This window comes from Streptomyces coacervatus, assembly GCF_029223485.1.
In the GTDB taxonomy this organism is placed as follows: Bacteria; Actinomycetota; Actinomycetes; order Streptomycetales; family Streptomycetaceae; genus Streptomyces; species Streptomyces coacervatus.
In genome coordinates, this window is sequence record NZ_JARHTP010000004.1 from 76,142 (window position 1) to 98,535 (window position 22,394).

Genomic DNA, 22,394 nt, shown 5'->3' on the forward strand with positions numbered 1-22,394 from the left:
TCAATGCTCTAGGCTGAACTCATGCTCGACACCCAGGCGACCAAGACGTCCCCGTCCCTGCTCTACATGGTGAAGCAGGTGGAGCTGGTGGTGCGCTCGCACCTGGACGAGCTGGTCAAGCCGTCCGGCATCACCGCGCTGCAGTACACCGCGCTCACCGTCCTGGAACGGCACGACGGACTGTCGGCCGCACAGCTCGCCCGCGACTCGTTCGTCACCGCCCAGTCCATCGCCGATCTCGTACGGTCCCTGGAGGGCCGCGGACTGGTGCGCCGGGAGCGCAATCCGCACAGCCGCCGGGAGCTGCTGATCCTGCTGACCGACGCCGGCCGGGAGCTGCTGGAGCAGTTCGCCACGCCGGTGCGGGAGCTGGAGGAGCGGATGGTCCGGGATCTCACGGCACACCAGACCGAGCAGTTCCGCCAGGCGCTCTCCAAGGCCTGGCACGCGCTGTCGTAAGGCTTCCTCGCAATTCGAAGACATATGTCAATCGAACATGCTCAAATTCACTCCATAGAGGGTAACTTGCAGGGCGGAGAACGGATTTGCGCTCAGTAGGGACCCGGGGGCTCCTCTGCGCTCGTACGCTCGCTGCACGATGTCACCCCGGCCCCCGGTGACCTGCAACTCCGCAGCGGGCGGAGCAGGTTGGAGGCGATGTCGTCGTGCACCAGGAACCCGCGCCGCTGACCCGGCATCTCCGTGTCCACCAGGACCGGGGTCATACGGTGCTGGAGTTCCGCGGCGAGATCGACATCGCCGCGGCCCTGGAGATCGCCCCCTTTCTGGACCGGGTGACGGCTGGCCCCGATGTCCGTCTGGTGATCGACCTCAGGTCGGTCGACTTCTTCGACTGCTCCGGGCTGCGACTGCTCTACCGGGCCCGGGCCCGGGTCCTCGACCAGGACGGGGAGCTGCGGCTCGTCTGCACGCACCCGCTCACGCTGCGCATCATGCGGGTCACCGGCCTGGCCCGGCTGCTGCCCGCGCATCCGACCCTGGACGCGGCCCTGGGCCAGCCCGAGGCCACGTCCGGGACGTTATGACGGCAACTGCTCGACGGAGTCCGCTACTTGAGGATTTTCGTCACCTGGCCGGCGCCCACCGTCCGGCCGCCCTCGCGGATGGCGAACTTCAGGCCCTCCTCCATGGCGATGGGCTGGATCAGCACGACGTGGATGCTGGTGTTGTCGCCCGGCATGACCATCTCGGTGCCCTTGGGCAGGGTCACCACACCGGTGACGTCGGTGGTGCGGAAGTAGAACTGCGGGCGGTAGTTCTCGAAGAACGGCGTGTGCCGGCCGCCCTCGTCCTTCGACAGGATGTACGCCTGCCCCTCGAACTCGGTGTGCGGGGTGACCGTCCCGGGCTTGATGACGACCTGCCCGCGCTCCACGTCCTCGCGCTTGACGCCGCGCAGCAGCAGTCCTACGTTCTCGCCGGCCCGGCCCTCGTCGAGCAGCTTGCGGAACATCTCGATGCCGGTGACGGTCGTCCTGGTCTTCTGCTCGTGGATGCCGATGATCTCGACCTCGTGGTTGACATGCAGCACACCGCGCTCGATCCGGCCGGTGACGACGGTGCCGCGGCCGGTGATCGTGAAGACGTCCTCGATCGGCATGAGGAACGGCTTGTCCACGTCACGCTGCGGTTCCGGGACCGCAGTGTCGACGGCGTCCAGGAGGTCGAGCACCGACTGGGTCCACTGTCCGTCGCCTTCGAGGGCCTTGAGGGCGGAGACCTTGACGACCGGGACGTCGTCGCCGGGGAACTCGTACTCGGTGAGCAGTTCGCGCACTTCCAGCTCGACGAGTTCGAGGATCTCCTCGTCGTCCACCATGTCGGTCTTGTTGAGAGCGACGACGATGTACGGCACGCCCACCTGCCGGGCCAGCAGCACATGCTCCTTGGTCTGCGGCATGGGTCCGTCGGTGGCCGCGACGACCAGGATCGCGCCGTCCATCTGGGCGGCGCCCGTGATCATGTTCTTGATGTAGTCCGCGTGTCCGGGGCAGTCGACATGCGCGTAGTGCCGGCGCTCGGTCTGGTACTCGACGTGGGCGATGGAGATCGTGATGCCGCGCTGCCGCTCCTCGGGCGCCTTGTCGATCTGGTCGAACGGCGTGAACGGGTTCAGGTCGGGAAACCTGTCGTGCAACACCTTGGTGATGGCCGCTGTGAGCGTCGTCTTGCCGTGGTCGATGTGACCGATGGTCCCGATGTTCACGTGCGGCTTGGTCCGCTCGAACTTCGCCTTGGCCACTGCAACCCCTCCTGAGCATCCGGGTGATGCCGAGCGTTGCTCCGCTACCTCATGTCTATTCGCTTCGCGGCGCGTCGAACAGGGCGCTGACGGACTCCCCGTTGTGAATGCGGCGTACGGCCTCGGCGAGGGCGGGGGCGATGGACAGGATCCGCAGTTTCTCGGTGCGCTCCTCCTCCGGGACCGGGACGGTGTTGGTGCACACGATCTCCAGTACGTCGGGCTGCTCGCCGATCCGCTTGAGCGCCCCGGCCGCGAACAGGCCGTGCGTGCAGGCGACGCGGATCGACCGCGGCCCCAACTCCCGCAGGCGCTCCAGGAGTTCGAGCACCGTGCTGCCCTTGGCGATCTCGTCGTCCAGCACGATGACGTCCCGGCCCGCGACCTCACCGATCACGGTACTGATGCTGACCTGGTCGTCGGCGAACCGCTGTTTGGCGCCGGCGGCCACCTGGGCGCCGATCATCCGGGCGAAGGCGGCCGCCTCCTTGGCGTTGCCGAGGTCCGGCGAGACGACCGTCGTGCGGGACAGGTCGTACTGCCGGAAGTACGCGGCCAGTTCGCGCCGGGCGTGCAGATGGTCGACCGGCACCGAGAAGAAGCCGTGCACCTGGGGTGAGTGCAGCGTCATGGCGAGGACGCGGCTCGCGCCCGCCGCGACCATCAGGTCCGCGACGAGCCGGCCGCCCAGGGAGATCCGGGGCGCGTCCTTCTTGTCGGAGCGGGCGTAGGAGTAGTGCGGCATGACGACGGAGATCCGCGCCGCGGACGCGCCCCGGGCCGCGTCGCACATCAGCAGCAGTTCCACGAGGTGTTCCTGGACCGGCTTGACCAGCGGCTGGATCAGGAAGACGTCCCGCTCACGGCAGTTGGCCTGGAGCTGCACCTCCAGACAGTCGTTGGCGAACCGGCTGACCCGGGTGGGGCTGAGCGGCACACCGAGATGTGCACAGACCTCCGCGGCCAGGTCGGGGTGGGCGCTGCCGCTGAACACGGAGATGTCTCGCACGATCCGCTCCTCGCATGATCATTCCGGGGGACGGGTTCATGCTACTGACCGCGGAAATTCGGTTGCGGTGCGCCACCGGCCGCACGCCATCATGTCGGCGTACGAGTCCCTCACCTCAGGAGATCCCATGCGCCGACTCCTCGGAATCCACCAGCGCCCCCATCGGCCCACGGTTCCCGAGGACTCGACCCCGTATGCACACCCTGAACATCGGAATTCTCGCCCACGTCGACGCCGGTAAGACCAGCCTCACCGAGCGGCTGCTGTTCGACCACGGAGCGATCGACCGGCTCGGCAGCGTCGACGGCGGTGACACCCGTACGGACGACGGTGAGATCGAGCGGCAGCGCGGCATCACCATCCGCTCCGCGGTCGCCGCGTTCACCGTCGGCGACACCCAGATCAACCTCATCGACACCCCTGGCCACTCGGACTTCGTCGCCGAGGTCGAGCGCGCCCTGGAGGTCCTGGACGGGGCGGTGCTGCTGCTGTCCGCCGTGGAGGGCGTGCAGGCGCAGACGAGGGTGCTGATGAGGACGCTGCGGCGGCTGCGGCTGCCCACGCTGGTCTTCGTCAACAAGATCGACCGCGCGGGTGCCCGGTCCGCGGGCCTGCTGGCCGACATCCGGCGCAGGCTGACGCCGTACGTCGCGCCGCTCACGGACGTGACGGGCATCGGGACCGCCGGCGCCCGCGTGACGGCACGCTCGCCCGGGGATCCACAGCTGGCAGAGGCGCTCGCCGAGCTCGACCCGGACGTCCTCGCGGCGGTCGTGGACGGCCCCGCGCCCACGCCCGACAACCTGCGCAAGGTCCTAGCGGCGCGGACCGCCGACGGCTCGTTCCACCCCGTCTTCTTCGGCTCGGCCCTCGGCGGACAGGGCATCGCCGAGCTCGTCGAGGGCGTGACCGGGCTGATCCCGCCGGCACCGACGGCCGCGGGCGCCGGCCCGCGGGGCACGGTGTTCGCCGTACGGCCCGCGCCGGGCGGCGAACGGACGGCGTATCTGCGGCTGTACGACGGTGAGGTGACGCCACGTCAGCGCCTTACCCTGCTGCGGCGCGAGGCCGACGGCCGCACCACGGAGGTCTCCGGACGGGTGAACCGCCTCGACGTGATCGGCGGGCGGGGAACGTCGCTCAGCGCCGGGAACATCGCGGCGCTCACCGGACTGGGCGGCGTGCGGGTGGGAGACCGCCTCGGCGATCCCCCACGCTCGAACCAGACTCGCGCGGGGGGACCCCCATCCGACCGTGCACCGCAGTTCGCGCCGCCGACGCTGGAGACGCTGGTGCGGGCCCGGCGCCCCGAACAGGCGGCCCCGCTCCGCACCGCCCTGCTGACCCTCGCCGACCAGGATCCGCTGCTCCACGCCCGCCCGGCGGCCGCCGGGACCACCGCGCTCCTGCTGTACGGCGAGGTCCAGATGGAGGTGCTCGCGGCCACACTCGCCCAGGACTTCGGCATCGAGGCCGACTTCGAACCGGGCCGGGTGCGGTTCCTGGAGCGGCCGCAGGGCGTCGGCGAGGCCTCGCAGGAGATGCCGTGGCACCTCGGTACACGCTACTGGGCGACGATCGGGCTGCGTGTCGGACCCGGGCCGCGCGGCTCGGGCGGGGTGTTCACGTACGAGACGGAACTCGGCGCACTCCCCCGCGCCTTCCACCAGGCCATCGAGGACACGGTGCACGCCACCATGGAGACCGGGCTGTCCGGTGCGACCGTGACGGACTACCGGGTCACGCTGATCCGCTCCGGCTTCTGTGCCCCGATCAGCACGGCCGCCGACTTCCGGGGGCTCACCCCGGTGGTGCTGCGCAGCGCGCTGCAGCGGGCGGGGACCCGGCTGTACGAGCCGTACCACGCGTTCGAGGCGGAGGTCCCGCTCGATGCACTGGCGCCGGTGACGGCCCAACTCGCCTCGTGCGGAGCGGAGTTCACGGGAACGACCGGCGGCTCGACGGTGTGGATGATCACCGGGGAGCTGCCGGCCCGGCGGGTACGGGAGGTCGAGCTGCGCCTGCCGGGGCTCACACACGGCGAGGGGGTGTGGTGGTCGCGTCCGTCCGGCGACCGGGAACTGCGCTGAGCGCTGCGCGGGCTGTGCGGCGATAGGGCGTCGGTCGTCTGCGGCGTCATGGTGGCTGGTCGCGCCGTTCCCCGCGCCCCTTCGGGCGCGGCCGAGCCTGTCGCCGATCATTACGCGCCGTCAGGGCATGTTCACCACGACACCGGCAGCCGCTGCGGGCTCCGTGTCATCTGGCCCTCCCGCCACTCGATCGTCTCGGGTGTGAACTCGGCGCGCAGGCCGGGGAATCGGGCCGCCAGGCGGTGCAGGGCGAGGCCGAGTTCCAGGCGGGCGAGCCAGGCTCCCAGGCAGTGGTGGGGGCCGGCGCCGAAGATCACGCTGGGAGTGGTCAGCGGAGTGAACAGGTCGGGCGGACCGGGCGGGAACACGTCGGGGTCGCGGCTCGCGGAGTTGGTCTGCACCGCGACCACGCCGCCCGCCGGGATCGTCACGCCGCCGACCTCGGCGTCCTCGACGGCGCGGCGGATCAGGCCGGGCAGCACGCGCCCCTCGCTGAGCGGGACGGCACGCAGCAGCTGTTCGGCGGCGACGGCCGCCGCCTCCTCGTCCTCGGCGAGACCCGGCCAGGCGTCCTGCCGGTCGGTGAGGAGGTAGACGACGATGTTGCCGAGCGCCGTCATGGTGGTCTCGTGCCCGGCGACCACCAGCCCGCACACCAGGGTGACCAGCTGCCGCTCGGCTGTCTCCAGGCTGTCGCCGGCCGCCACCAGGCCGCTCACCAGGTCGTCGCCCGGAGACTTGCGCCGCTGGGCGATCAGGTCGGCGGCGAAGGCCCCGAACTCGTGCATGGCCGCGACGACCTGCTCGCGGGTGTGCGCGCCGCCCGAGAGCGCATGGTCGGACCAGTGGCGGATGCGCTCACGGTCCACATGGTCAAGTCCCATGAGGCGGGAGATGACGGAGACGGGCAGGGGGCGGGCGAACCCCCCGATGATGTCCGCGGGCCGGTCCTGCGCGGCCAAGTCGTCGAGGAGCGACTCGACCACCGAGGCCACCCAGGGGCGCCAGCGGGCGATCGCCCGGGGCGTGAACGCCCGCTGCACCGTGCCGCGCAGCCGCTGGTGGGCCTCGCCGTCCTGGTTGAGGAGCCCGTTCGGGTCGTCCAGCAGGTTCGGTACGACGAGCAGCGGCGGGGCGTCCTCGCCGTGCAGGGAACTCCTGTTGAACCGGGGGTCCATGAGCACTTGGCGTACGTCGGCGTACCGGGTCACGAGCCACACCGGGGTGCCGGTGGCGAGGGTGCCCGGCCGGGGCGGTCCGGGCTCGGGAAGGTCGATGCGGTGCATGGGGCAGAGGGGCCGGGACGTGCTGTCTGTACTCATCCGGGACTCCAGGCGCGCCGGTACGGGCAGTCCTCCACGCTAGTGCGCCCTCCGTGCCCCCGTCAGGGGTGCCATTCGGCCAACGGCCCGGTCTGACAAGGGTTTTGAGGGGCATTCGGACAGTAGGAAGGAGGGCCGTCGCCATGACGACTCCCATCAGGCGCATGTCCAGGCGCATGCCCGGCTGGGCGAAGGCGGTGAGCGCCGTCGTACTGGTGCTCGTGGTGTTCTTCGCCGGGATCCGGCTGAGTGTGCTCCCGGGCCTCAAGGACCTGTTCGGCACCGAGACGCACGACCGCTCGGGCCCCGCACTGCTCCAGTCCATCCAGGACATGAGCCGTTACGACGCCGCCTCCGGCAACTTCCAGGTCGTCGTCGACCTGGAAAAGGACTCCAAGTACCTGCCCGACGCGATCCGCGGCACCCGCACGCTGTACGTCGGTGCGGGCACCGTCGACGCGTACGTCGACCTGGGCAAGGTCGGCAAGGACGATGTGACGGTCAACGGCGACCGCACCTCCGCCACGCTCCGGCTGCCGCACGCGGCGCTCGGCAAGCCGGCCCTCGACCCCGACCGCTCCTACGCCGTCTCCAAGCAGCGCGGTCTCCTCGACCGCATCGGCGACCTCTTCTCGGACAACCCCAACAGCGAACAGGCCGTGCAGAAACTCGCCGTCAGCCACATCGGCAAGGCTGCCGAGGACAGCGGGCTGACCAAGCGCGCGGAGACCAACACCACCGACATGCTCGGCGGTCTGCTGCACTCCCTCGGCTTCAAGGAGGTGCATGTCAGCTACGGAGGCTGATCGGGCGTCCAGGGGGTGTCGGGCACCCCCTGGACGGCATTTTCGGCCGCCGAGCGGGTAACCGGCCTACAACGCAGGGAAGTTGAAGACTGGAGGACCTGATGGCCCGTGCAGCCTTACGACCACGTTCAGCGTTGCGCCTGCGTACCACCAAGTCCGACAAACCCACCAAGCCCACCAAGCCCACCAAGTCAGGCCTCCCCTTCCCGATCCGGCTGCTGGCGATGCTGTGCGCCTTCGGGTTCATGGTGGCGTTCGCCGCGGTGCTGGCCCGGCTGACGCTGGAGCCCTCCCCCGCGTCGGCGGCGATGGCGCACACGAACCTGCATCCGGGGAGCACGCTGCGCGCCTATCTGGATCAGCCGGCCTTCAAGGACGCCATGAAGCAGATCGGCGGGAACGTGGCACTGGGCATCCCGTTCGGGATCCTGGTGCCGGTCGTCGCGCCCCGAGCACGCGGACTGCTGCGGGTGCTGCTGCTGACCGCCATAGTGATGCTGCTGGTGGAGTTCGCCCAGGGTGCGCTGATCGAAGGGCGCGCCTTCGACATCGACGACGTCATCCTCAACACCTCGGGTGCGCTCATCGGCTATGTGCTGGTGGGGCGGCGACTGCACCGGGCGGTGCACGCCAAGGAGCGGGTGTCGCGCGAGCCCGCGAAGAAGACGCGGACGAAGAGCACTTAGTCGCCCGCTTCAACTCTTGGTCCGTACCAAGGTATTGACGCTGCCCTTATCTCACTCCTTAAATCAAGAGGCGACGCCTTCACCCCCCACCGAAGGAAGTGCTGTGGCCTCCCCACGACTGCTGCGCAGATCTCTGTTCGCCGCCCTGTCCGCCGTGCTGGTCGCGTCCGCCGCGACCGGTGCGGCGCAGGCGGATCCGCCCCGGGCGAGCGCCGGCGCGATGACGTTCTCCGACAACTTCGACGGGCCCGCCGGGGCCGCGGTCGACTCCTCGAAGTGGCAGATCGAGACCGGCGACAACGTCAACAACCACGAGCGGCAGTACTACACGTCGGGCAACAAGAACGCGGCCCTGGACGGCCAGGGACACCTGGTGATCACGGCCCGGCGCGAGAACCCGGCCAACTACCAGTGCTGGTACGGCAGTTGCCAGTACACCTCGGCGCGGCTGAACACTTCCGGGAAGTTCACCGCCCAGTACGGGCACGTCGAGGCCCGGATGAAGATTCCGCGCGGGCAGGGCATGTGGCCCGCGTTCTGGATGCTCGGCACGCCGGTGAACTGGCCGGACTCCGGCGAGATCGATGTCATGGAGAACGTCGGCTTCGAGCCGTCCACCGTGCACGGCACCATCCACGGCCCCGGTTACTCGGGCTCGGGCGGCATAGGTGCCGCCCACTCCCTCCCGAACGGCCAGGCCTTCGCCGACGCCTTCCACACCTTCGCCGTGGACTGGGCGCCCGACTCGATCACCTGGTCCGTGGACGGAAACGTCTACCAGCGGCGCACGCCCGCCGACCTGGGCGGCAGGACCTGGGTGTTCGACAAACCGTTCTTCCTGATCCTCAACCTGGCAGTGGGCGGCTACTGGCCCGGCGACCCGGACGGCTCCACGACCTTCCCACAACAGCTGGTGGTGGACTCGGTGTCGGTCACCACGGGGTGACACGCCCGCGCCCCGTAAGGGGCGCGGGGAACTGCGCGACCAGCCCCCACCGGCCCGCAGGTCCCTCACCACGCTCCCAGCGGAGCGCTACCGCAGCCTCCACGTGAACTTGTCGCCGCCGACCCAGCGCACCACGTCCGGGTCGTCCATGTCGTGAACCGTGATGCCGAAGGCGGCGGCCGCCTCCAGCACATCGGTGACGACTTTCGCCTCACCGACCACAATGCCGTCGATCTCCACGATCCGGAACGGCGGTGTGCCCGGCTGTACCCCGAGCACCATGATCCGCGGATGGGAGACGCGCGGGCTCGCGATTTCAGTCATGCAATAGAGCGTAGGACGCAAATCGCCCCAACGCGGTCGGAAGCAGTCTCTCGCTGCTGTGAACCGCGGAGCAGGAGGTCACCATGGATCCTGTCGAGGCACTGGACCGGATCGCCTTCCTGCTGGAGCGGTCCCTGGCGCCGACCTACCGTGTGCGTGCCTTCCGCACGGCCTCCCGCGTGCTGGCCGCCCTGTCCGACGACGAGGTCCGCGGGCGGGCGGCCGACGGGTCGCTGGAGTCGCTCAAGGGCATCGGCCCGAAGACGGCACAGGTGGTGCGGGAGGCGCTGGCAGGGCAGGTGCCTGACTATCTGCAGAAGCTGGAGGAGGAGCCCGAGGCGCCCCGCCCCAGGGGCGGTGAGGGGCTTCTGGCGCTGCTGCGCGGGGACTGCCATCTGCACTCCGACTGGTCGGACGGGGGCAGCCCGATCGACGAGATGGGCCGGACGGCGGCCGCCCTCGGGCACGAGTGGGCGGTGCTCACCGACCACTCGCCGCGGCTCACCGTCGCGCGCGGCCTGTCGCCCGAGCGGCTGCGGGAGCAACTGGAGGTGGTGGCGGAGCTGAACGCGACATGGGCGCCGTTCCGGCTGCTCACCGGCATCGAGTGCGACATCCTCGACGACGGCTCGCTCGACCAGGAGCCGGAGCTGCTGGAGCGGCTCGACGTGGTGGTGGTGTCCGTGCACTCCAAGCTGCGCATGGACGCCCGCTCGATGACCCGGCGCATGGTGGCCGCCGTACGCGATCCGCACTCGGACGTTCTCGGTCACTGCACGGGGCGGCTGGTGACCGGGCGGGGGCGGCCCGAGTCGGAGTTCGACGCGGACGCCGTGTTCGCCGCGTGCGCCGAGACGGGCACGGCCCTGGAGATCAACAGCCGTCCGGAGCGGCTCGACCCGCCGCGGCGGCTGCTGCGCCGGGCGGTGGACGCGGGCGTCCTCTTCTCGATCGACACGGACGCGCATGCGCCCGGCCAGCTGGACTGGCAGATCCACGGCTGCGCCCGGGCGGAGGAGTGCGGGGTGCCCGCCGAGCGGGTGGTGACCACCTGGTCCCTGGACGACCTGCTGGCCTGGACCCGGGACCGGCGCACACCGGCGTGATCACGACCGCCCGATTGCACCTTGACTTCGAGAGCACTCCAATTCGTAGCGTTCACTGCATGAGCACTGCACAGCACAAGATCGGTTCCGGTTTCGGCGCGACCAGCACCGCCGAGGAGGTCCTGAAGGGCATTGACCTCACCGGGAAGCTGGCGATCGTCACCGGCGGCTACTCGGGTCTCGGTCTGGAGACCACCCGCGCACTCACCGGGGCGGGGGCCCGGGTCGTCGTTCCCGCCCGCCGCCGGGCCGCCGCAGAGGAGGCGCTGGCCGGGATCGGCGGCGTCGAGGTGGACGAGCTGGACCTCGGCGACCTGGAGAGCGTGCGCGGCTTCGCGGAGCGGTTCCTCGCCTCCGGGCGGAACATCGACATCATGATCGACAATGCCGGGATCATGGCGTGCCCGGAGACCCGGGTGGGGCCCGGCTGGGAGGCTCAGTTCGCCACGAACCACCTCGGCCACTTCGCCCTCGTCAACCGCCTCTGGCCGGCGCTCGCGGCCGGCGGCGCCCGCGTCGTGTCCGTGTCCTCCCGTGCCCACCACTTCTCCGGCATGCGCTGGGACGACGTCCAGTGGCAGCAGGGATACGACAAGTGGCAGGCCTACGGGCAGGCCAAGTCCGCGAACGTCCTGTTCGCCGTGCACCTCGACAAGCTCGGCCGCGACGCGGGCGTACGCGCCTTCTCCCTGCACCCCGGCGGCATCATCACCCCGCTCCAACGGCACATCCCCAAGGAGGAGATGATCGAGCGCGGCTGGATCGACGAGAACGGCACCGTGCTCAACCCGGCGGGCTTCAAGACCCCGGAGCAGGGCGCGGCCACGCAGGTATGGGGGGCGACCTCCCCGCAGCTGGACGGCCTCGGCGGTGTCTACCTGGAGGACTGCGACATCGCCGAGCCGGCCCTGGCGGACGGGACGACGGGCGTCAAGGAGTGGGCGACCGACCCCGAGCAGGCCGCGCGTCTGTGGGAGCTGTCGGCGCAGCTGACGGGCGTGAACGCCTTCGCCGGCTAGCGGACTTCGAGCTCCCGGGGTCCGTACAGGGCCGCGGGCGCCCCGGTCATCAGCGCCCAGTACCGGTCCCCGTACGACCAGTGCCACCACTCGGTCGGGTAGTTGACCAGGCCGGCCGAGCCCAGTGCCTGCCCGAGCACGGCACGGTTGGCCCGGGCCTCCTCGGTGATGTTGCCGGCGCCGGTGTAGCAGGCTCCGGCGCTCTGTTCGGGGCTGGCGTTCATGGGTGTGCCCAGGTCGAGTTCGCTGCCGTCGGCGCGAGCGAGGGCCAGGTCGACGGCCGCGCCGGCGCTGTGCGGGGCGATCTCGGGCGGGGAGACGTAGCGGCTGGCGGCCGTGCGGATGCGGTCGGCCGGCCACTGCGGGTGTTCGGCGCGCAGTTGTGAGGCGTACCGCTCGAAGTAGTGGCGCTGGAGGGCAGGCGGCCGGTATCCCTCCACGAACAGCAGACGCAGGCCCTCGGGCAGCAGGTCCTGCGCGGCGAGGAGGCGGTCCCGGACGCCCCGGCGCAGGTGGACCTCCGCGCCGTGGGAGTCCTTGTGCTTGCGGTCGTCGACCAGCAGCACCTCGCGTACGTCGACGAGGGGCTCGCCGCTCTCGTGTACGGGTATGGCGGCGACCCGGGCGTCGGACATCAGGATGATCTCGCTCATGACTTGATCATCTCCCGGCCGTGCGGGGCCCCTGCACCCCGCCGTCACCCCGGAGCGCGCTCCTCCAGTGCCGTGCGCCAGGCGGGGGCCGGGCCCTCGGGGGCGGGTTCGACGCGGCGGCCGCCGCGGGCGAAGAAATCGGCAAGGGGCAGGATCGCGGCGCCGACGGTGACCGCGTCCGGGCCGAGTCGGCCGAGGTCGATGGTGACGTTCCCGGCCGGGTGGCGCAGGGCGTACGAGACCGCGTGGCGGCGTACGGCGGGCAGGAACCGGGCGCCGAGTTGGAGGCCTGCCCAGCCGCCGATGAGGATGCGCTCGGGCTGGAAGAGGTTGATCAGGTCGGAGAGGCCGGCGCCCAGGTACTCGGCGGTCTCCTCCAGGACGGCCAGCGCCACCGGGTCGGCGGCCCCGCCCCCGGAGGGATATGCGGCGGCCAGCATCGCGGTCAGTGCCGTCTCTTCGTCGGCGCCCTCGGGCGGGCGCCCACCCTCCTCGCGCCAGCGGTCCAGCAGGGACTCCGCGCCCGCGTACGCCTCCAGGCAGCCGAGGGCACCGCACCGGCAGCGGCGTCCCCGGACCCGCACGGTCAGATGCCCCCACTCGACCGCCCGTCCGTGCTCCACCTCCGGGGTGACGAGGCAGGCGCCGACGCCGGAGCCGAACAGGACGACGACCGCGTTGCGCGCTCCGCGTCCGCCGCCGAACCACATCTCGGCCTGGCCGAGGGTCTTGGCGCCGTTGTCGATGAAGTACGGGACGGTGCCCGGGAGTTGGGAGCCGGAGCGGAGCAGGCTCTCCAGCGGGACCGCGTCCCAGCCGATGGTCTGCCCGTGGACGACGGCGCCGCGGTCCGGGGTGCGTTCCACGATGCCGGGGACGCCGATACCGACGCCGAGGAGCTGCTCGGGGGCGATGCCCGCGCCGGCCAGCACCTCGGCGATGCCGTCGCGGATATGGCCGACGATGACCTCGACCTCGTAGCGCTGCTGCTCCAAGGGGCGTTCGGCGCGGGCGAGTTCGGTGAGGGTCAGGTCGAACAGCTCGATCCGCACCCGGGTCTCACCGACGTCGACGCCGATCATGTGGCCGCTGCCGGGCGCCACGCGCAGCAGGGTCCGAGGGCGGCCGCCGTCGGAGTCGACGCTGCCGGCCTCCTCGACCAGGCCGTCCGCGACCAGGTCCGCGACGACATTACTGACGGAGCCGGAGCTGAGCCCGGTCGCCGGGCCGAGCTCGAAGCGGCTGAGGGGCCCGTCGAAGTAGAGCCGCTGCAGCACCGCCGTGCGGTTGGCCCGCCTGAGGTCGCGTACCGTGCGCCCGTTCCGCCCCGCAGCCATATGGCCCCCTTCGCACCCTGTTCGACCTGCAACATACCTCCGGATGCAGGCCCGGCGCGACATTCCCCAACCCTTAGTTCACGATGTGAGCTAAGAGCCCGCCAGCTCCTCGATCTCGTCGAGGGCCGCGACGAGTTCCGGGGCGACGACATCCTGGACCCAGCGGTCCTGTTCCTCGCCCGCCTCCCGCGGGATCGTCTCGGTGAGCATGATCAGGTAGAGGTAGGTGCGGTAGAGGGCGAGGCGGAGCAGGGCCGGGGTGTCGAAGTCGGCCCGCCCGCCGGCCTCCCGGTAACCGTCGAGGAACGCCTCGTCCTTCTTGATGTCCCCCAGCAGAGCCAGCGAGACGAAGTCGGCCGACGGGTCGCCCCAGAACATGCGCTCGCCGTCGATGAGCCCGCCGATGCGGGGCTCCGCCGCCGAGCGGTCGACCAGGATGTTCCCCCGCCACAGGTCGAAGTGGACGAGGCTCGGGGTCGTCACCTCGTCGAGCGCGGGACAGGCGGTGCGGACGGTGCGGGCCACCTCGTCGGCGGTGCGGGGCAGCCGGGCACCGTAGCGGCGGGCGTCGTCGAGCACGGCGTCGAGCATCCCGGTGAAGGCGGTCCGCCAGTCGGGGGCGAGCGGTCCGAGGGCTCCGGACGGATAGCCGAAGCCCGGTCCGGTCACCCCGTGCAGACGGGCCACCTGGCGGCCCAACTCCGCACGGAGAGCCGCCTGTTGACCGTCGGTGAGCGAATCGTCCCAGCCCTCGCCCGGGCAGGCCGTCATCAGCAGATGGCGTGCGGCGGTGTCACCGCCGACGGCTATCAGGCGCGGCGCGGGTACGTCGGCCTCGGCGGCCCGGCGGTAGAACTCGGCCTCGGAGACGAGCAGTTGTCTCTCGTAGCGCAGTCCCGGGGTGTCCGGTGCGACCTTGAGCACGTAGCGGCTGCCGTCGGTGAGGCGGAGTTCCTCGACCGTGTTGTACGTACCGCCGTCGAGGGGGCGCAGGTGGGCCAGGCGGTCGGGAGGGATCCGCACGGTCTCCAGGATGCGCCGGGCTCTTTCCCAGGAGTCCACCACCGTGCGCCCACCCCTCCCCTGCGGTCAGCCGGCCGCGTACACGTCCTCGACGTAACGCCCGTCCGTGATCAGCCCGTTCAGCCATTCCTCGGCCGCGGTGCCGTCCGCGTCCGGCGTGCGGTCCTGGTACAGGGTACGGAACGCGTCCCGCACACCGGGCGCCATCCGCGAGCCGTCGCCGCAGACGTACACCCGCGCCCCGGCGCCGAGCAGCTCCCACACCTCGTCGGCCTCGGCGGCGATGCGGTGCTGCACGAAGGTGCCCGCGGTACTGAAGGCCGGGCGCAGCGAGACGGCTCCGGCGGCCTCGGCGGCGCGCAGCTCCTCGGCGTGCAGGAAGTCGGCGTCGGGTGCGTCGCAGCCGAAGTAGCAGAGGGCGGGGGCGAGTTCGGCGCCCGAGGCGAGGGCGGCCGTGCGGTCGGCGACGGTTCCGCGGAAGGGGGCGAGGCCCGTACCGGCCGCGATCATGATCACCGGAGTCGCGCCGCTGATCCTGAACGCCTCGCGGCACGGCTGGACGCGGGCGTACACGGTGTCGCCGGGTTCGACGGTGGCGAGATGGCCGGAACCGACCCCCCGGTAGACGCCCTTGCCGGAGCGTGCGGGGGCTTCCAGCAGGGAGACCATCAGGTCCGCGTGGCCGGGGTCGACGGCGGGCGAGGAGGAGATGGAGTAGTGGCGGGGGCGCAGCGGGGTGAGGATCTCCAGGAGCTGCGGCCAGTCCATGGCTCCGCGCAGGGCGGGGTGGTCCTCGATGACCTCGACGAGGGTGCGCGGGTCTTCGGCGGTCAGAGCCGCCAGGGCCGTGCGCTCGGGCGGGCAGGGGTTGGCGACGGCGAGGGACGCCAGCTGGGTGGGGGTCGGCCGCTCCTGCAACTCGACGTGGTGCGCAAGGAGTTGACGTACCGTCAAGGGGCGGTCCAGCGCGAGGCCGTCGCGGCGGGGGCGGGTGGCCCGGATGTCCAGGACGGTGTCGGGGTCGACGCCGAGTGCGATGGCCGCGCGGTCGACCAGGGCCGGGGCATTGGCGGGCAGCACGGTGAGGTGGTCGGCCGTACGGTAAGCAGTGCCGTCGGGGAGGGCGACGCGGACGAAGCGCTTGCGGCGCGGGTATCCGGGGGCGGTGAGGTCGTGGGCCTCGGTGACCGTCATGGGGACGAGCCCGTGCCGCTCGGCGAGCGCGTCCAGGGGGCCGCCGGTCAGGGTGCGGACCTCGTATGCCGTGGTGGGCTCGTCGTCGGCCGGGGCGCTGGCGTCGGGATCGCCGTAGTGCTCCAGGAGGGCCGTACGCAGCCGGGCGGTGAAGTCCCTGACCGCGCCGGTCAGATCACCCGAGGCGTCGGCGGCCGTGCGGTCCACGAGACGGTGGGCCCCCAGTTCGGCGAGGCGGTCGTCGATGCGGGTCGGGACGTGCTGGTAGGTGGCGGCCCAGTTGCGGTCGCCGACGCCGAGGACGGCGTAGGTGACGTCCGTGAGGTCGTGGGTGTCCTCCAGCCAGGCGGCGAAGGCGGTGGCGTCGTCGGTGGGGCGGCCGTTGTAGGAGGCGGCGGTGATGACTACGGGCCGGTCGGTGGGCAGGCCGTGCGCGTAGGCGTCGAGGGCCCCGACCTGGGTCTCGCAGCCGAACTCGGCTGCCTCGTCGGCGAGTTGGGCGGCGAACTCGCGGCAGGTGCCGTAGTTGCTGCCGTGCAGGAAGAGGACGCCGGTGCCGGGGCGGACGCGGGCCGGGAGGGTGACGGCCGCGCGGGAGGCATCCGACGGGAGCTCGACGGCCGCGCCGGGCAGCGTCGCGTGCACGCGGTCGGCAGCCGTCCGCGGGGTGAGGGTCAAGGTGAAGCCCTCGGGCTTGAGGGTGAGGGTCTCCTTGACGTGGAGCGCGTAGTCGGCGTGGTCGTGCAACCGGTAGCGGTGGACGAGCATCGCCAGCAGCATGGTCGCCTCGTGCAGCGCGAACTGCCGCCCGATGCAGGCGCGTTCACCGGTGCCGAACGGCTTGAAGGCGTGCACCGGCCGTGCCGCCTCCGCCTCGGCGGTGAACCGGGAGGGGTCGAACAGCTCGGGGTTGTCGCCCCAGACGGGCTGGCGGTGCAGCATCGGGGCGAGCACGCTGACGGCCTGTCCGGCGCGCAGCGGTATCCGCCCGCCGAGCAGCGTGTCCTCAAGGGCGTGCCGGCTGAAGGCGGCGGCCGTCGGCCACAGCCGCAGCGCCTCGTTGAGCACCTGGCGGGTGTACGTCAGCCTGCCGACCTCGTCGTAGGTCGGCTCCGGGTCGGCCCGGTCGCCCCACAGGGCGTCGGCCTCGCGCTGGACGAGCTGCAGCGCCGTCGGATGCTTGGCCAGGTAGTACAGGGCGAAGGACATCGCGCCGGAGGTCGTCTCGTGACCGGCGATCAGGAAGGTGATGACCTGGTTGCGGATGTTGGCGGCGTCGAGGGTGGTGCCGTCGGCCGGGTGCTCGGCGGTGAGCATGAGGCCGAGCAGGTCCTCGGCGCCGGTCTGGTCTGTGCCGGTGCGGGAGGCGATGACGTCGTCGACGACCTGGGCCAGGTAGGCGGAGTCGTCCCGGAAGGCCGCGTCGGCTGCCGAGTAGTCCTGGCCAGGGGTGCGGGCGAGCCGGGTCATGGCCCACTCCAGGCAGCGGACCATGGACTCGACGAAGGGGTGGGCCTCGTCGCGTCCGAAGGACCCGAAGTCGTAGCCGAATCCGGCGAGTCCGATGGTGTCGAGGGTCATCCGGGTCATGTCGTCGGGCACGTTCACCGGCTCCCCCGCACGGGCAGCGCGGTCCCAGGAGGCGATGAGCCGTTGGGCCACCTTCAGCATCACCGGGTGGTAGGTGCGCATCGAGCCGAGCGCGAAGGCGGGCATCAGGATGTCGTGCGCCCTGGCCCAGTTGGGCTCGTCGTTGTGCGCGGTGAACAGGCCGTCGGCGGTGAACTCGCGGACGTTCTCCAGCGCGGGCCCGACATGCTTGGCGAACCGCTTCTCGTCGGCGAGGTCGGCCACCAGGTCCAGGTCGCCGACGAACAGCGCGTCGCGCCCGTGCAGCCGCCGCACGAGCACCGGCCCGTGCTCACGCATGAGACCCATCACCTGCTGGATGGGCGTGCGGCCCGGCCCGGTGGCGGTGATGTCGACGACGGGGACGCCGGGGAGGGTGTCCGCGGAGAGGGGGTGCAGGGCGGTGGGGGGCATGGCGCGACAACTGCCTTTCGCGGTACGGGAGTACTGCGGTCAAGGTTGGTCGAGCGGACCCGGTCGTTCGCGCCATGGGACTACATGATCGTGTAGTCAAGAACGTCCCCGGGGGCTTGCGGAAGTCCTCAGGACGGGCCCTCGGTCTCCGTCGCCGATCCGGTCGGCCGTGCGGTGGTGCCCCGCGGGATCACATGGGTCGGCAGGACGATGTGCCGCTTGCCGTCCGCCTCGGAGTCGTTGATCAGCTGCAGGGCCAGTTCGCCGGCCACCCGGCCCATCTCCGAGGGCGACTGGGCCACCGTGGTCAGGTCGAACCACTCGGCCAGCGGCTGGTCGTCGAAGCCGAGGACGGACATCTGCTCGGGCACCTCGATCCTGGCCCTGCGCAGCGTCCAGATGAGGGCGGCGGCGAGCTCGTCCTGTTCGGCGAAGACGGCGGTGGGCGGCCGGCGCAGACCGAGCAGTTGCCCCAGCGCCTCCGCGACGGCGCGTTTGTCCGCGGCCGGGGCGGCCACCACGAGGGAGTCGTCCAGGGGAACGCCCGCCTCGGCGAGCGCCTGCTGATAGCCGAGCAGCCGCGCGTGCGAGCTGAAGGAGAAGCCGCTGGCGCCCGGGCTCTGCATGAAGGCGATGCGCCGGTGCCCCAGGTTCAGCAGATGCCGGGTGCCGTGCCGGGCCCCGGCAACGTCGTCGACGTACACACTCGGGCGCCCCTCGGCGTGCTGGCTGACGTAGAGGACGGGCATCCCGAGGTCGTCCAGCCGTGCGCCCTCCTCCTCGGTCAGGTCGAAGCAGTGGACCAGCAGGGCGTCGGCGTTGCGCCGGGCCGGCAGCTGCTCGAAGAACGAGGCGCGTTCGGCCAGGTCGGGTATCACATAGACGGTCAGCTCCATGTCCGCCGCGCGCAGCAGCGGGCCCAGGCTGGACAGGGCCGAGCCCATGAACCACGAGTTGAGCGTGGGCACCAGTACCGCGACGACGCCGGTCCTGCCGGTCACCAGGCTCGAGGCCTGCCGTGAGATCGCGAAGTTCAGCTCGCGGGCGGCCTTCTCGACCCGGGCGCGGACGTCAGGCGACACGCTCGACAGTCCCCGCAGCGTGCGGGAGACGGTGGATGCGGAGACCCCGGCCCGTTCGGCGACATCGGCCATGGTGGGGTGCCGTTGAGCTGCTGGCATGGGCGGACGTTAGCACAAGCGTGCATGAATTCGCCGGGCCCGGTGACAGCGCTGTCATCGCATTACTTCCGCGTAGCGCATTGACGCGCCACCCATGACCCTCCTAGCTTGCAAACGTTGTCCCGCTAAGGGCACAAGAGGCCCAAGAAAGTAGTCATTACATGCTCTGAGCTGCGTAATTAACCTTGCAATCGCTGCCCGGGAGAGACTTTGAACAACAGGACGACCAGAGCGCTGCGACGCTCCGGTGCACTGTGCGCGGGGCTCGCCGCCCTCGCCGCGTGCGGCGCCGGTGGCGGCTCCGTGTCGAGCACGGGGAGAGGTCCCATCACCTATGTCGCCGGTGCCGACAACACCGGCACGGTGCAGGCGATCCTCGACCGCTGGAACAAGCTGCACCCGAAGGAGAGGGTCACCTTCGTCCAGCTGCCCACCGACGCGGACGCACAGCGGCAGCAGATGATCCAGAACGCGGCGATCAGGTCGGACGCCTTCACGGTGCTGTCCCTCGACGTGGTGTGGACCTCGGAGTTCGCGGCGCACCGCTGGGTGGACCGGCTGCCCGAGGACCGCTTCCCGCTGGACGAGATGCTGACGCCGATCGTCGCGACCGGAATGTACCGGGGCGGCCTCTACTCCGTCCCGGCCAGCTCGGACGGCGGCATGCTCTACTACCGCACCGATCTGCTCGAGCAGGCCGGCATCGACCGACCGCCCGTCACCTGGGCCGAGTTGAAGGCCGACTGCGCCAAGGTGAGGAAGCTGCCCGCGGCCAAGGGCGTGTCCTGTTACGCGGGCCAGTTCCAGAAGTACGAGGGCCTGACCGTGAACTTCGCCGAGGCGGTGAACTCCGCGGGCGGGGTCGTCACCGACGCCGAGGGGCGCCCGCACCTCGACACCCCGCAGGCCAGGAAGGGCCTGGACTTCCTGGTCCGCTCCTTCAAGGACGGCACCATCCCGAAGGAGGCCGCCACCTACCAGGAGGAGGACGCCCGGCGCGCCTTCCAGTCCGGCAAGCTGGTCTTCGAGCGGCAGTGGCCGTACATGTATCCGCTGGTGAACAAGAAGGACGGCGCCAGCAGGGTCGCCGGGAAGTTCGCCGTCGCACCACTGCCCGGGCTCAGCGGCCCCGGCGCCTCCAGCCTGGGCGGCCACAATCTCGCCCTGTCCGCCTCGGCGAGGAACAAGGCCACGGCGCTGGACTTCATCCGCTTCTTCACCAGCCAGGACACCCAGCGCTTCTCGCTGGCCTATGCGCCGGCCGCGCCCACGTACAAGGCGCTGTACGCGGACCCCCGCCTGGTGAAGAAGTATCCGTACCTGCCCGTTCTCAAGCAGTCGATCCTGCACGCGGTGCCGCGGCCGCGCGTGTTCGGCTACGGCGATGTCACCGCGGCCGTCCAGCGGGAGGCGTTCGCCGCGCTGACCGGGGCCGAGAGCAGCGCGAGCGCGCTGCGCAACCTCCAGAGGGACCTGCAAGAGCTGGCGGCAGGGAAGTGAGGAGACACATGCTGACCACCCACAACCCGCCCGACAGCCTCGACCGGCCCGAAGCGAAGTCGCGCGCAGACGCCGCCCGTCGGGCCTTCTCGGGCCGCCCGCGCAAGGCCACCTCCGGCGAGGGCGGACTCGCCGCCCTCCTGGTCTCGCCGACGCTGCTGGTCCTGGCGATCGTCGTGCTCTACCCGACGATCGTGGCGCTCAAGGACTCGTTCTACGGCACCCCGGGGCTCGACCCGAAGACCGGCTTCGTCCGCGACCACGACCCGTTCGTCGGCCTCGACAACTACACCGGGATCTTCGGAGCGGCGGGCGACCGCTTCTGGAACGCCTTCTGGAACACGACCTTCCTCACCGTCACCACGGTCGCCCTGGAGACGGTGCTCGGCGTCGCGATGGCGCTGATCATGCACCGTGCGCTGCGCGGCCGGGCGGTCGTCCGCGCGTCGATCCTGGTGCCGTGGGCCATCCCCACCGCCGTCACGGGTCTGCTGTGGCGCTGGATCTTCAACAGCGACGGAGTCGCCAACACCCTGATCGGCCGTCAGATCCTGTGGACCACGGAGGGGTTCCATGCCAAGGCCGCGGTCATCATCGCCGATGTGTGGAAGACGGCGCCCTTCATCGGGCTGCTGGTGCTGGCCGGCCTCCAGGTGATCTCGAAGGAGGTGTACGAGGCGGCCCGGATGGACGGGGCCGGCGTCCTGCGCCAGTTCTGGAGCATCACGCTCCCCCTGGTCAAACCCGCGCTGCTGGTGGCCGTGCTGTTCCGCACGCTCGACGCGCTGCGCATGTTCGACCTGCCGTACATCCTGATCGGCGCGCAGAAGACGTCCGTGGAGACGCTGTCCATGCTGGCCCAGGACCAGGCGGCGAATGTGCGGTTCGGTCCGGCTGCCGCCTACGCGGTGATCCTCTTCGTCTACGTCTTCCTCATCGCGCTGGCATTCGTGCGGCTGCTGGGTACGGACCTTGTGCCGCGTCGTCGTACGGAGGTGCCCGCATGACATCCACCACTGTGCACCCGGCCGTGCGCAGAGCACTGCTGTGGCTCGGGGTCGCCGCGGTGGTCGCCTACTGCCTCGCCCCCTTCTACTGGATGCTGGTCTCCAGCCTGCGCCGCACCTCGGACATCTTCGACAACTCCCTTTTCCCGTCCCGGATCTCCTTCGAGAACTACCGGGCCGTGCTGGACCCGTCCCAGGAGTTCGGCCGGGCGCTGCTCAACAGCCTTGTCGTGGCCGGGATCACCACTGTCTGCGCGCTGTTGCTGGCGACCTTCACGGCGTATGCGATGGCGCGGTTGGAGTTCCGCTGCAAGCGGTTCGTGCTGACGCTGATCATCGCCACGTCGATGTTCCCGGTGGTGTCGATCGTGGTGCCGCTGCTGAAGATGTTCGTCGGCTTCGGCTGGATCAACACCTATCAGGCGATGATCGTGCCCAGCATGTCGTTCACGCTGCCGCTCGCGGTGTGGAATCTGACGGCGTTCTTCCGGCAGATGCCGGACGAGCTGGAGCACGCGGCCATGATCGACGGCTGCACCCGCGGCCAGGCGTTCCGCAAGGTCATCATCCCGCTCGCCGCGCCGGGCATCTTCACCACCGCGATCATCACGTTCATCGCGGCCTGGAACGAGTTCCTCATCGCCTTGTCTATGACCAACAAGCCCGACATCCAGACCGCGCCCGTCGCGATCTCCAAGTTCGCGGGCGCGACCCGGTTCGAGACGCCGTTCGGCAGCCAGATGGCCGCCGGAGTCCTGGTCACCGTCCCGCTCGTCGTCGTGGTGCTGCTGTTCCAGCGCCGGATCGTGGCCGGCCTCACGGCCGGCGCGGCGAAGTGACCCCGTCCCCCCTCCGATCTCCGACGATCTCCGAGGAGCAAGCACC

Annotated in this window: 19 protein-coding genes and 1 pseudogene; 11 read left to right on the plus strand and 9 right to left on the minus strand. The window is 70.7% G+C overall.

Annotated elements, in window-relative coordinates; all coding sequences use genetic code 11:
• Positions 1–21 precede the first annotated feature (21 nt).
• The gene (locus P2Q00_RS11200; RefSeq protein ID WP_275771988.1) at positions 22–459 is read left to right on the plus strand and encodes a MarR family winged helix-turn-helix transcriptional regulator; all 438 of its coding nucleotides are present in this window, start codon (positions 22–24) and stop codon (positions 457–459) included.
• 206 nt (positions 460–665) lie between these two features.
• Positions 666–1,046 carry an anti-sigma factor antagonist gene (locus P2Q00_RS11205; protein WP_275771991.1) on the plus strand — a complete coding sequence of 127 codons (381 nt, stop codon included), beginning with the start codon at positions 666–668 and terminating at the stop codon, positions 1,044–1,046.
• A 23-nt stretch (positions 1,047–1,069) separates the two neighbouring features.
• Here the strand turns inward: P2Q00_RS11205 and tuf are convergent, their stop codons facing one another.
• Together tuf and P2Q00_RS11215 are read right to left on the minus strand one after the other, a co-directional pair.
• A complete protein-coding gene (gene tuf, locus P2Q00_RS11210; protein ID WP_275771993.1) occupies positions 1,070–2,263 on the minus strand; it encodes an elongation factor Tu in 1,194 nt (397 codons plus the stop codon).
• A gap of 55 nt (positions 2,264–2,318) precedes the next feature.
• Complete coding sequence (locus P2Q00_RS11215; protein ID WP_275771995.1) at positions 2,319–3,272, minus strand: ribose-phosphate diphosphokinase; 954 nt, start codon at positions 3,270–3,272, stop codon at positions 2,319–2,321.
• A gap of 194 nt (positions 3,273–3,466) precedes the next feature.
• Here P2Q00_RS11215 and otr(A) point away from each other — a divergent pair, with 194 nt between their 5' ends.
• Positions 3,467–5,362, plus strand: coding sequence for a tetracycline resistance ribosomal protection protein Otr(A) (gene otr(A) / locus P2Q00_RS11220; RefSeq protein WP_275771997.1), 1,896 nt, complete (start codon positions 3,467–3,469; stop codon positions 5,360–5,362).
• A 131-nt stretch (positions 5,363–5,493) separates the two neighbouring features.
• Here otr(A) and P2Q00_RS11225 read toward each other — a convergent pair whose 3' ends face one another.
• Positions 5,494–6,684, minus strand: coding sequence for a cytochrome P450 (locus P2Q00_RS11225; RefSeq protein ID WP_275771999.1), 1,191 nt, complete (start codon positions 6,682–6,684; stop codon positions 5,494–5,496).
• Positions 6,685–6,827: 143 nt separating this feature from the next.
• Here P2Q00_RS11225 and P2Q00_RS11230 point away from each other — a divergent pair, with 143 nt between their 5' ends.
• The 3 genes and pseudogenes from P2Q00_RS11230 to P2Q00_RS11240 all read left to right on the plus strand — a co-directional run.
• Positions 6,828–7,490, plus strand: a complete 663-nt coding sequence (locus P2Q00_RS11230) for a DUF4230 domain-containing protein (protein ID WP_275772000.1) — start codon at positions 6,828–6,830, stop codon at positions 7,488–7,490.
• Positions 7,491–7,591: 101 nt separating this feature from the next.
• Positions 7,592–8,176 (plus strand): VanZ family protein, encoded by a 585-nt coding sequence (locus P2Q00_RS11235; RefSeq protein ID WP_275772002.1) that lies wholly within the window; start codon positions 7,592–7,594, stop codon positions 8,174–8,176.
• A 103-nt stretch (positions 8,177–8,279) separates the two neighbouring features.
• Positions 8,280–9,119 (plus strand): annotated as a pseudogene (locus P2Q00_RS11240) (glycoside hydrolase family 16 protein); the annotation flags it as partial.
• A 90-nt stretch (positions 9,120–9,209) separates the two neighbouring features.
• Here P2Q00_RS11240 and P2Q00_RS11245 read toward each other — a convergent pair.
• On the minus strand, positions 9,210–9,446 hold the full coding sequence (locus tag P2Q00_RS11245) for a hypothetical protein (protein ID WP_275772004.1): 237 nt from the start codon (positions 9,444–9,446) through the stop codon (positions 9,210–9,212).
• 83 nt (positions 9,447–9,529) lie between these two features.
• Here P2Q00_RS11245 and P2Q00_RS11250 point away from each other — a divergent pair, with 83 nt between their 5' ends.
• Together P2Q00_RS11250 and P2Q00_RS11255 are read left to right on the plus strand one after the other, a co-directional pair.
• The gene (locus P2Q00_RS11250) at positions 9,530–10,552 is read left to right on the plus strand and encodes a PHP domain-containing protein (protein ID WP_275772006.1); all 1,023 of its coding nucleotides are present in this window, start codon (positions 9,530–9,532) and stop codon (positions 10,550–10,552) included.
• Between the two features lie 59 nt (positions 10,553–10,611).
• The gene (locus P2Q00_RS11255) at positions 10,612–11,571 is read left to right on the plus strand and encodes an SDR family NAD(P)-dependent oxidoreductase (RefSeq protein WP_275772008.1); all 960 of its coding nucleotides are present in this window, start codon (positions 10,612–10,614) and stop codon (positions 11,569–11,571) included.
• Here P2Q00_RS11255 and P2Q00_RS11260 read toward each other — a convergent pair.
• From P2Q00_RS11260 to P2Q00_RS11280, 5 genes are all read right to left on the minus strand, one after another.
• Complete coding sequence (locus P2Q00_RS11260; protein ID WP_275772010.1) at positions 11,568–12,224, minus strand: M15 family metallopeptidase; 657 nt, start codon at positions 12,222–12,224, stop codon at positions 11,568–11,570. The genes P2Q00_RS11255 and P2Q00_RS11260 overlap by 4 nt on opposite strands.
• Positions 12,225–12,268: 44 nt before the next feature.
• A complete protein-coding gene (locus tag P2Q00_RS11265; RefSeq protein WP_275772012.1) occupies positions 12,269–13,561 on the minus strand; it encodes an ROK family transcriptional regulator in 1,293 nt (430 codons plus the stop codon).
• A 90-nt stretch (positions 13,562–13,651) separates the two neighbouring features.
• Complete coding sequence (locus P2Q00_RS11270; RefSeq protein ID WP_275772014.1) at positions 13,652–14,626, minus strand: phosphotransferase family protein; 975 nt, start codon at positions 14,624–14,626, stop codon at positions 13,652–13,654.
• Between the two features lie 24 nt (positions 14,627–14,650).
• A complete protein-coding gene (locus tag P2Q00_RS11275; RefSeq protein ID WP_275772016.1) occupies positions 14,651–17,821 on the minus strand; it encodes a cytochrome P450 in 3,171 nt (1,056 codons plus the stop codon).
• Positions 17,822–17,949: 128 nt separating this feature from the next.
• Complete coding sequence (locus tag P2Q00_RS11280; protein WP_338059305.1) at positions 17,950–19,002, minus strand: LacI family DNA-binding transcriptional regulator; 1,053 nt, start codon at positions 19,000–19,002, stop codon at positions 17,950–17,952.
• Between the two features lie 210 nt (positions 19,003–19,212).
• Between P2Q00_RS11280 and P2Q00_RS11285 the strand changes: the two genes are divergently transcribed.
• The 3 genes from P2Q00_RS11285 to P2Q00_RS11295 are packed head-to-tail and all read left to right on the plus strand — an operon-like array spanning position 19,213 to position 22,348.
• The gene (locus P2Q00_RS11285) at positions 19,213–20,502 is read left to right on the plus strand and encodes an ABC transporter substrate-binding protein (protein WP_275772017.1); all 1,290 of its coding nucleotides are present in this window, start codon (positions 19,213–19,215) and stop codon (positions 20,500–20,502) included.
• Between the two features lie 8 nt (positions 20,503–20,510).
• On the plus strand, positions 20,511–21,509 hold the full coding sequence (locus P2Q00_RS11290; protein WP_275772019.1) for a carbohydrate ABC transporter permease: 999 nt from the start codon (positions 20,511–20,513) through the stop codon (positions 21,507–21,509).
• Positions 21,506–22,348, plus strand: coding sequence for a carbohydrate ABC transporter permease (locus P2Q00_RS11295; RefSeq protein ID WP_275772021.1), 843 nt, complete (start codon positions 21,506–21,508; stop codon positions 22,346–22,348). The genes P2Q00_RS11290 and P2Q00_RS11295 overlap by 4 nt, the downstream gene beginning before the upstream one ends.
• Positions 22,349–22,394: the final 46 nt, after the last annotated feature.

Excerpts from the sequence above, each read along its gene's own strand:
- P2Q00_RS11250 (WP_275772006.1), top strand. The coding sequence starts at position 9,530 with ATGGATCCTGTCGAGGCACTGGACCGGATCGCCTTCCTGCTGGAGCGG.
- P2Q00_RS11280 (WP_338059305.1), bottom strand. The coding sequence starts at position 19,002 with ATGCCAGCAGCTCAACGGCACCCCACCATGGCCGATGTCGCCGAACGG.
- P2Q00_RS11235 (WP_275772002.1), top strand. The coding sequence starts at position 7,592 with ATGGCCCGTGCAGCCTTACGACCACGTTCAGCGTTGCGCCTGCGTACC.
- P2Q00_RS11260 (WP_275772010.1), bottom strand. The coding sequence starts at position 12,224 with ATGAGCGAGATCATCCTGATGTCCGACGCCCGGGTCGCCGCCATACCC.
- P2Q00_RS11245 (WP_275772004.1), bottom strand. The coding sequence starts at position 9,446 with ATGACTGAAATCGCGAGCCCGCGCGTCTCCCATCCGCGGATCATGGTG.
- P2Q00_RS11200 (WP_275771988.1), top strand. The coding sequence starts at position 22 with ATGCTCGACACCCAGGCGACCAAGACGTCCCCGTCCCTGCTCTACATG.
- P2Q00_RS11230 (WP_275772000.1), top strand. The coding sequence starts at position 6,828 with ATGACGACTCCCATCAGGCGCATGTCCAGGCGCATGCCCGGCTGGGCG.
- P2Q00_RS11290 (WP_275772019.1), top strand. The coding sequence starts at position 20,511 with ATGCTGACCACCCACAACCCGCCCGACAGCCTCGACCGGCCCGAAGCG.
- P2Q00_RS11265 (WP_275772012.1), bottom strand. The coding sequence starts at position 13,561 with ATGGCTGCGGGGCGGAACGGGCGCACGGTACGCGACCTCAGGCGGGCC.
- P2Q00_RS11255 (WP_275772008.1), top strand. The coding sequence starts at position 10,612 with ATGAGCACTGCACAGCACAAGATCGGTTCCGGTTTCGGCGCGACCAGC.
- P2Q00_RS11295 (WP_275772021.1), top strand. The coding sequence starts at position 21,506 with ATGACATCCACCACTGTGCACCCGGCCGTGCGCAGAGCACTGCTGTGG.
- P2Q00_RS11275 (WP_275772016.1), bottom strand. The coding sequence starts at position 17,821 with ATGCCCCCCACCGCCCTGCACCCCCTCTCCGCGGACACCCTCCCCGGC.
- P2Q00_RS11225 (WP_275771999.1), bottom strand. The coding sequence starts at position 6,684 with ATGAGTACAGACAGCACGTCCCGGCCCCTCTGCCCCATGCACCGCATC.